We start from the raw sequence: 9104 nt of genomic DNA, 5'->3' as shown, positions 1-9104 counted from the left end.
AGCGCCACGCGCTTGAGCTGATCCAGCAGATCCGCCTGTAGGCAGTAGCTGGAACTCCGATCTCACGCCAAGTCCTTGTGGCGCAAGGCAATCTCGCTCAACGAGCGCTGGAACTTCGGGCTAATGCTTCGCTCTTGGCGCCAGCAGGCGCTGCACCGCGCAGAACAGGAACAGCAGGCCGCCGATGACGATCTTCGTCCACCAGGAACTGAGCGTGCCGTCGAAGGCGATCAGCGTCTGGATCAGCCCGAGCACCAGCACGCCCGACAGCGCACCGGCCACATAGCCATAACCGCCCGTCAGCACGGTGCCGCCGATGACGACGGCGGCGATGGCGTCCAGCTCCACCCCCTGCGCATGCTGGCCGTAGCCGCTGAGCATGTAGAACGCGAACAACAGCCCGGCCAGCGACGCGCAGAAGCCGCTGAGCGCATAGACGGCGACCTGGGTCCGGCCGACCGCCAGGCCCATCATCAGTGCCGAGGCCTCGTTGCCGCCCAGCGCGTAGACCGTGCGGCCGAAGGCCGTGCCGTGGGCGATCCACAGCCCGGCGCCGAGCACGAGCAGCGCAATGACCGCGCCGGGCGACAGGAAGGCACCGCCAGGGAGCGGGATCTGCGTCTGCGACAACGTGACGAAGAGCGGCGCGTCGATGGTGATGCTGTCCACGCTGATGAGGAAGCACAGCCCGCGCGCCAGGAACATGCCGGCCAGCGTGACGATGAAGGCCTGCAGCTTGAAAACGTGAATCACCAGGCCCTGCAGCGCACCGAAGGCAGCCCCGCCTAACAGCACCAGCACGATGACGAGTTCCGCCGGCCAGTGCGCGACCTGCAGCAGCCAGGCGGCCACCATCGTCGTCAGCGCCAGCACCGAGCCCACCGACAGGTCGATGCCGCCGGACAGGATGACGAAGCTCATGCCCACCGCGATGACGAGCAGGAAGGCGTTGTCGATGAGCAGGTTCAGCAGCACCTGCGTGGACGCGAAGCCGGTGTAGCTGCCGGCGCCGGCCAGGAAGAGCAGGGCCATCAGCGCGACGCTGACCCAGGCGGTGAACGACGGCGCGGAAACGAGGCGCTTCATGCCGGCCTCCGCGACCAGAACGACGACTGCGAGATGCAGACCGCGAACACGACGACGGCCTTGACGACCATGGTGACCTGCGGCGGCACGCCGAGGGCGTAGATCGTGGAGGTCAGCGTCTGGATGATGAGTGCGCCGACGAGGCTGCCGGCCAGGCTGAACCTGCCGCCGCCGAGCTGGCCGCCGCCGAGCGTGACGGCGAGGATGGCGTCCAGCTCCAGCAGCAGGCCGGCGTTGTTGGCGTCGGCGCTCTTGATGTTGGACGCGATCATCAGCCCGGCCAGGCCCGCGACTAGGCTGCAGTAGACGTAGACGAAGAACACTATTGATCCCGTGCGCACGCCGGCCAGCCGAGCGGCGACGGGGTTGATGCCGACGGCCTGGATGAAGAGGCCCAGGGCCGTGCGCCTCATCAGCAGGCCGGTGAGGCCGGCGACCGCGGCGACGACGAAGAGCGACACCGGCAGGCCGGCCAGATGGCCGCCCCCCAGCCAGAAGAAGCTCGCCGGCGCGTAGACGGTGACGATCTGGCCGTCCGTCAGGAGCTGCGCCAGGCCGCGGCCGGCCACCATCAGGATCAGCGTCGCGATGATGGGCTGCAGGCCCAGGGCCGAGACGAGCAGGCCGTTCCACAGCCCGCACAGCAGCGCGGCGCCGAGGGCCGCGGCGATGGCCAGCACCAGCCCCTGCGAACCCACGAGCACGCAGCCGACCGTGGCGGCGATGGCGACGACGGCGCCCACCGACACGTCGATGCCGCGGGTGGCGATGACCAGCGTCATGCCCAGCGCCGCCAGCATCAGGGGCGCCGCGCGGTGCAGGATGTCCACGAGGTTGCCATAGAGGTGGCCGTCCTTGATCTCCAGGCGCAGGAAGCCCGGCACGCAGATGGCCGCGACGGCGAGCAGCAGCACGAGGGCGGCGAGCGGCCGCGCGAGGAGGTGTTTCCAGCCGCGGGAGACCGCAGACGGGGCGCTTGGGCGGGACATGGCGAGATTCGGGGCCTTCATGCCGCGGCGGGCTCCGCGGCAATCACTTCGAGCACGCTGCGTTCGTCCAGCTCGCCGCGGCGGTAGACGCCCGCGGCGCGGCGGTCGCGCAGCACGAGGACGCGGTCGCTGCAGTGCAGGACCTCGGGCAACTCGGACGAGATGAAGAGGATGGACATGCCCGCTTGACCGTTCTCGTCTTCCCGGTGGGCCAGCGCACGCACGGCATCCATCAGGTCTTCCTTGGCGCGCACGTCGATGCCGCGCGTGGGCTCGTCGAGGATGAGCACGGCGGGTTCGGTGGCCAGCCAGCGGGCCAGCAGCGCCTTCTGCTGGTTGCCGCCGGAGAGCTGGCCGATGTGCGTGTCGGCGCTCGCGGTCTTGATGCCCAGGCGCCTGATGTAGTCGTCGGCCAGCGCCTGCTGCTGCTCGCGGCTCATGACCAGGCGCAGGCCGTGGCGGGCCTGGAGGGCCAGCAGGATGTTGTCGCGCACGGACAGGTCGAGGATGGCGCCCTCGTGCTTGCGGTCCTCGGAGCAGAAGGCGATGCCCGCGGCAATGGCCTCGCGCGGCGAGCGCCAGCGGCCGCTGCGGCCCGCTGTCGTCACGTGGCCGCCGTCGGCCGCATCGGCGCCGAACAGCAGGCGCGCGGCCTCCGTGCGGCCCGAGCCCAGCAGCCCGGCCAGGCCCAGCACCTCGCCGCGGCGCAGTTCCAGGTCCAGCGGATGCAGCGCGCCGCGGCGGGTCAGGCCTTCGGCCTTCAGCACCGCGGCGCCGGTCTTAGTGGCGCGGCTGTCCAGGCGCGTGGGCTGCTGGTCGGGCGGCGCGCCCACCATCTTGTTGACCAGGGCCAGGCGGCCCAGGTCGGCGGCCAGGTATTCGCCTTCGGTCTCGCCGTTGCGCATGACCGTGATGCGATCGGCCAGCGCATAGGTCTGGTCGAGGAAGTGCGTGACGAAGAGGATGGCCAGCCCCTGCTCGCGCAGGCGCCGCAGCACGGTGAAGAGGCGCTGCACGGCCGCGTCGTCCAGGCTGGACGTGGGCTCGTCGAGGATGAGCACGCGCGCCGAGATGCGCAGCGCGCGGGCGATGGCCACCATCTGCTGGATGGACAGCGAGTAGCGCGACAGCGGCGCGGTGACGTCGATGTCGAGGTCCATCTGCGCGAGGACGCGCCGGGCTTCGGCGTGGACGGCGGGCCAGTCGATGCGGCCCCCACCCAGCCAGGACTTGCGCGGGAAGCGGCCGGCGCAGATGTTCTCGGCGACGCTGAGGTTGGGGCAGAGGTTGACCTCCTGGTAGACGGTGCGGATGCCGAGTTGCTGTGCGTCTTCCGTGCGCCTGGGGGCGATGCGCTTGCCATCGAGGGTGAGGGTGCCGGCCTCGGGCCGGTAGAGGCCGGTCAGCACCTTGATGAGCGTGGACTTGCCGGCGCCGTTCTGGCCCATCAGCGCGTGGACTTCGCCGGGGTAGAGGCGAAGGCTGACGTTGGTGAGGGCTTTGACGCCGGGGAAGGATTTGTGGATGCCGGAGAGGGCCAGCACTGGGATGTTGTTCATGGCTATGCACCTTCAGCTTGGTGCGGAGACTGGTGCGGGGATTTCGCCCCCGCGGGCGACCTACTTTCTGTCCCGCCAGAAAGTAGGCAAAGAGCTCCCCCCGGCCGCACCTCCCTCCGCTTCGCTGCGGGTTCCCTGCGCTGCTCAGGCCTTGAGGGCCCGCGCAAAACTCCCTCCGCTACGCTCCGGTCAGACAGTTGCGCGGAGTCAGAAGTCGAAGCGTGCTGCGCACGCGCCCTCAAGTCCTTCCGCTGCTCGGCGGTGCTAAAGGGGGTAAGAGAAATACGTCCACCGGACGGATTTCGGGTTTTGCTGTTGGGCTGTTCGGCTGTTGGCTGTTCCGTCACACCCCTTCTAAACCGCCGAGAAGCGCAGAAGCCCGGGGCGCGAGCGCAGCGAGCCTCAAGAACTGACTTCGCGCCCCTTTGTTTGAACGGAGCGTAGCGAAGTGAGTTGGGCGCGGCCCCGGGCTTCGAGCATCGCAGGGAACCCCGCAGGGGCGGTTTTGCAGGGGCGACTTTTTGCCTACTTTCTGGTCGCTCAAAAAGTAGGTCGCCCGCCGGGGCGAATTCCCGGCTGGGCCTGGCCATCAACCCGAAGCAACGACCCACGATCAGTACTTCCGATTCGGCAACTCTTTCGCCGCCACCTCAGCCGGATACACCCCCTCATTCACCGTGATGCGCTTCTCCACCGGCTTCCCAGCCACCACATCCCTGGCCAACTGCATCAGCTGCGGCCCCAGCAGCGGGTTGCACTCGACGGTGACGTTCAGCTTCCCGGCCTTCATCGCCTCGAAGGCGCCGCGCACGCCGTCGATGGAGATGATGGCGATGTCCACGCCCGGCTTCAGGCCGGCTTCCTCGATCGCCTGGATCGCGCCGATCGCCATGTCGTCGTTGTGCGCATAGAGCACGTCGATCTTCCTGTCGCGCGCCTTCAGGAAGGCCTCCATGACCTCCTTGCCCTTGGCGCGCGTGAACTCGCCGGACTGGGAGCGGATGATCTGCAGCCTGGGGTTGGCCTTGATGACCTCCTCGAAACCCTTCTTGCGGTCCAGGGCCGGCGCCGAGCCCACCGTGCCCTGCAGCTCGACGATGTTCAGCGCGGCAGCCGGCGTCCTGGCGGCCCGCTCCAGCAGCCAGCGCCCGGCCTTGCGGCCCTCCTCGACGAAGTCGGAGCCGATGAAGCTGGCGTAGAGCGAGGGGTCGCTCACCTTGACGGCGCGGTCCGTCAGGATCACCGGGATGCCGGCGGCCTTGGCCTCCTTCAGCACCGTGTCCCAGCCGGACTCGACCACCGGCGAGAACGCGATGACGTCGACCTTCTGCGCGATGTAGCTGCGGATGGCCTTGACCTGGTTCTCCTGCTTCTGCTGCGCGTCGGCGAACTTCAGCGTGATGCCGGCCTCCTTGGCCGCGGCCTTGATGGAGGCGGTGTTGGCGGTGCGCCATTCGCTCTCGGCACCGACCTGGGAGAAGCCCAGCACGAGGGGCGCGGCCAGGGCGTTCAACGGGGCGCACAGGGCGGGCAGGGCCAGCGCGGCGGCCAGCAGCGTGCGGCGGATCGGGTTCTTCATCATGGCTTGTCTCCTTCAAATGATTTCTGTCTAACGCAGCAGCCGCAGGCCATAGAGACCACCGGCGATGGAGCCCGGCGCGGCGACGAACTTCAGGTCGAGCCTGCCATCGGGCCGGCGCTCCAGGTCGGCGGGCAGCGCGAAGTCCCGCGCGTAGATCTCGTCCGGCGTGTCGGGCCTGGCAAGCTCGATCTCGGCGATGCGCCGGCCGTTCACGACAAGGCCGAAGCGCCGGCCGGCGTCGCCCTTGGCAAAGCTCAGGCGCAGCGTGCGGGCCTCGGCCTTCGGGTCGTTCAGCGCGTAGCCGAACCACTGCCGCGCATGCCGCCAGCGGCCACCGGGCGCGATGCCGCTCTCGACACCCTCGCCGGCAAAGCCGTGGTCGGACTCGGGCTGCTGCTCGCCGGGGGCGACCTGGTCGATGGTGATCGCGTCCAGCGCCAGGCGCGCGGCCTCGGCCCGGGCCAGCTCCGCGCGCAGCAGGCTCTGCCGGGCCTTTGTGGAGCGTGGCCAATAGAGCATGTAGCGCGAGTCGTGCAGGCGGAAGAAGGGGATGAGCCGCAGGTCCCCGTCGCCCTTGCCGCCCTGGATGAGGCCCGGGGCGGTGAAGGTCAGCGGCTGGCCGGGCACGGGCCTGAAACGGCGCACGAAGTCCGCCCTGTTGCTGACAAAGACCGGCGCGGCCTCTTGCGGGCAGACGGTGCCCTGCGGGATGTGGCCCATGCGCGAGTCGTCGGCGCGGAAGGTCAGCGTCTCGCCCGGCTGCGGCGTGGCGGCGGCCAGAGCTATGGGGCCGTGCAGCACGGCGACATAGTTCTTCAGGCCGGGCATGGGTTCGAGCGTCGTGCGCATCGGCAGCTCCACGTCGACATGGTCGCCGGCCGCCCAGGCGCGGCGCAGCTCGATGAATTCATCGGGCCTGGCCTTGACGGCGATCCACCTGCCGTTGAGTTTGAGCGTCAGCGCGCCGGGCGCGACCCAGCCGGGGTAGCGGATCTTCAGCGCGAAGCGGCCCGCGTCCTCCACGGTCAGCCGCGTGCGCGGCTCGTCGGGGAAGCGGGTGCTCTGCGTGATGTGGAGGCCGCGCTCACGCCAGTCCAGCGTGGACGCGACGAAGAGGTTCACATAGAGCGCGTCGCCGTCGTGCGCATAGATGAACTCGCCGTGCCGCGCATGGCTCTCCAGCCCCGAGCCGACACAGCACCACATGCCCTGATCCACCTGCGAGTAGACGCGGTAGTGCTGCGGCCGCATCGGCGTGAAGTAGACGAAGCCGCCTTCGCCCGGATGCTGGGACGCGAGGATGTGGTTGTAGAGGCTGCGCTCGTAGAAGTCCGCGTAGCTTGCGACCTCGGGCGACTCGTGCTGCAGCAGCGCGGTCAGCTTGAGCATGTTGTAGCTGTTGCAGGTCTCGGGGCCCTCCACCTCGTCGAGCATGGGCCGGAAATCCTCGGCCGGGTGGAAGTGCTCCTTCACGCTGTTGCCGCCGATGGCGACGGAGCGCTTCTCGACGACGGTGCGCCAGAAGAACTGCGCCGCGCGGCGGCCCTCGTCTTCACCCGCGATCTGCGCGATGCGCGCGAAGCCGATGACCTTGGGGATCTGGGTGTTGGCATGCAGGCCGGTGAGCCTGTCCTCGCCGGCCGCCAGCGGCCGCAGCAGGGCCTGGTGGGAGAAGCGCCGTGCCAGCGCCAGGTAGCGCGGGTCGTCGGTCATCTCGGCCACGTCGGCCAGCACTTCGTTCATGCCGCCATGCTCGGCGCGCAGCATGTCCTGCATCTGCGCGTCGCTGAGCGGCGCGGTCAGCCGCAGCGCCCAGTCGCTGAAGCGCACCAGCATCGCCTTCGCGTCGGCATTGCCCGCCTGCAGCCAGGCATCGCGCAGGCCCGCGAACAGCTTGTGCAGGTTGTACCAGGGCACCCAGCGGCCGTTGACGGAGAAGCTGTCGACCTTGAGCCGGCCCCGGGCGATCTCGTCCCAGGCCTTGGCGCCATCGGGGATGCCGCCGAGGTAGCCGGTGCCGATGGCGTCCTGGCAGCGCTTGAGCTCGGCGACGAAATGGTCGAGGCGCTGCCCGACCTCGGCGTCGCCGGTGGCGGCCCACATCAGCGCCAGCGCCGACAGATAGTGGCCGCCCATGTGGCCGTCCAGCCCGCCGGACTCCCAGTTGCCGTAGCTCGGCACGGGCACCGGCAAACCGGCTTCGCGGCGGAAGGGGGCCAGCAGGCGCTCGGGGTTCAGCGCCAGCAGGTAGTGCAGATCGGTCGCCTGCGCATCGAGAAAGGGGCCGCCCTGCAGGCGCACGCGGTCCAGCGGGAAGGCCTGCGTCGCCGCGCTCGCGCCGTGGGCACACAGCGCAAGGGCGAGGGCAGCGAGCAGGCGGCGCATCAGCTGCCGGTGCGAACCGCCCACAGCGACACGCCACCCGAGGACATCGCGCTGAAGCTGACCACGAAGGCATCGGCATTCGTGTTCCATTGCCTCGACAGCACGCCGCTGTAGCTCGTGCCGCCCGACGTGATCGTCAGCAGGTTGCCGGCCTTGACCGCCCAGCTGCCGCTCATGCCGCCGCCGAGGCTGCCGTCGGCGTTCAGCGTGACGGCGATGGAGGCCTTGATCGCCGCGCTGATGTCCTTGCCGTGGTTGACGAGCTTGTAGCTGCCGGCCGCGTCGGAGGCGGCGACGCCGGCCGTCTGCGCGGGCTTGGCCAGGCTCAGCGGCGCGTAGCGCAGCGCGGCGGCGACGAGCCAGCCGTCCTCGTTCAGGTGCATCTCGTGCACGCGCACCTCGTGGTACTCGCCCTGGTTGGGGAAGCGCGAGTGGAAGATGAGGAAATACTGCTGCGTCGTCGCGTCGTAATAGGCCGAGTTGTGGCCGGGCGAGACATAGCCCAGGGCCGTGCCGGTCTCGCCGGCGGCCAGCGCGTACTGGTGGTTGCCCACCAGCTTCATCGCGTGGGGCGCGATGCTGGCGTCGTCGAACGCCGTGCCGGGCGCGCCCATGACGGTGGCCATGTCGGTGCCGTCGCCGTCCAGATAGGGGCCGTCCGGCGCGCGCGAGCGGGCGATGCGCAGGTTGTAGCCGCCGTTGGCCGCCAGGCCGCCGAAGGACGCGAAGAGGTAGTAGTACCGGCTCTGCGGGCTGTAGAGGATGTAGGAGCCCTCGATGCGCGCATGGTTGCCGCCCATCAGGTGCTTGCCATAGCCTTGGCCCGGCATCGGCAGGCCGGTGGCGGGGTCGATGGCCATGATGAAGATGCCGCCCGAGTAGGAGCCGTAGACCATCCACCAGCCGCCCGCCGCGTCCTTGAAGACCTGCGGGTCGACGACGTTGGGATGTTTGGTGGCGTCGTAGGTGCTGCCGTCCTCGGACAGGCCCACCATGCCGGACTTCAGCAGGATCTGCTTGTTGACGTAGGGGCCTTCGACGTTGCTCGCCACGGCCACGCCCAGCGCCGACAGCGGGCTGCTGCCCTGGCAGGAGCAGTAGTACATATAGAACTTGCCGTCGGGCAGCTGCTCCACGTCGGGCGCCCACAGGTCGGTCACCGTGGTCCACGCGAAGGTGGCGGCCAGCTCGGTCGTGAGCTTGTTGCCGAACAGGGGGTTGTTGTTGTCGACGCCGTCGGCCAGCTTGGTCCAGTTCATCAGGTCCGTCGTCCTGGCCGCGGCGAGATGGGAGCCGAAGACGTAGATGCCGCCGCCGGTGCGGATGACCGAGGGGTCGTGCACCGAGACGTTGGCGAAGCTGACCGCAGCAGCGGGCGCCGGGGTCGGGGCGGGCGCAGGCGCCGGGCTGGGTGCAGGGGCGGCGCTGCCGCCGCCGCCACAGCCGCCCAGGGCGAGCAGGGCCGAGCCCGCGAGCAGTTCGCGTCGGTTCAGGTTGCTCATG

At 69.5% G+C, this 9104-nt stretch carries 6 protein-coding genes; all 6 read right to left on the bottom strand.

What is annotated here, in order from left to right; all coding sequences use genetic code 11:
- Window positions 1-120 precede the first annotated feature (120 nt).
- The 6 genes from yjfF to NYP07_RS02240 all read right to left on the bottom strand — a co-directional run bounded on the left by yjfF (window position 121) and on the right by NYP07_RS02240 (window position 9103).
- On the bottom strand, window positions 121-1086 hold the full coding sequence (gene yjfF, locus NYP07_RS02265) for a galactofuranose ABC transporter, permease protein YjfF (RefSeq protein ID WP_268146941.1): 966 nt from the start codon (window positions 1084-1086) through the stop codon (window positions 121-123).
- The gene (locus NYP07_RS02260; RefSeq protein ID WP_268146939.1) at window positions 1083-2075 is read right to left on the bottom strand and encodes an ABC transporter permease; all 993 of its coding nucleotides are present in this window, start codon (window positions 2073-2075) and stop codon (window positions 1083-1085) included. Before NYP07_RS02260 ends, yjfF begins: the two co-directional genes overlap by 4 nt.
- A gap of 17 nt (window positions 2076-2092) precedes the next feature.
- On the bottom strand, window positions 2093-3634 hold the full coding sequence (locus NYP07_RS02255; protein WP_268146937.1) for a sugar ABC transporter ATP-binding protein: 1542 nt from the start codon (window positions 3632-3634) through the stop codon (window positions 2093-2095).
- A 613-nt stretch (window positions 3635-4247) separates the two neighbouring features.
- Window positions 4248-5216, bottom strand: coding sequence for an ABC transporter substrate-binding protein (locus NYP07_RS02250; RefSeq protein WP_268146935.1), 969 nt, complete (start codon window positions 5214-5216; stop codon window positions 4248-4250).
- Between the two features lie 27 nt (window positions 5217-5243).
- Window positions 5244-7601 carry a glycoside hydrolase family 127 protein gene (locus tag NYP07_RS02245; protein ID WP_268146933.1) on the bottom strand — a complete coding sequence of 786 codons (2358 nt, stop codon included), beginning with the start codon at window positions 7599-7601 and terminating at the stop codon, window positions 5244-5246.
- Window positions 7601-9103, bottom strand: coding sequence for a glycoside hydrolase family 43 protein (locus NYP07_RS02240; RefSeq protein ID WP_268146931.1), 1503 nt, complete (start codon window positions 9101-9103; stop codon window positions 7601-7603). The genes NYP07_RS02245 and NYP07_RS02240 overlap by 1 nt, the downstream gene beginning before the upstream one ends.
- Between the last annotated feature and the right edge of the window lies 1 nt (window position 9104).

This window comes from Pelomonas aquatica (assembly GCF_026712205.1).
GTDB lineage: Bacteria > Pseudomonadota > Gammaproteobacteria > Burkholderiales > Burkholderiaceae_C > Pelomonas > Pelomonas aquatica.
Note: the sequence above shows the minus strand (reverse complement) of the source record. Positions and strands in the feature narration are given on the sequence as shown.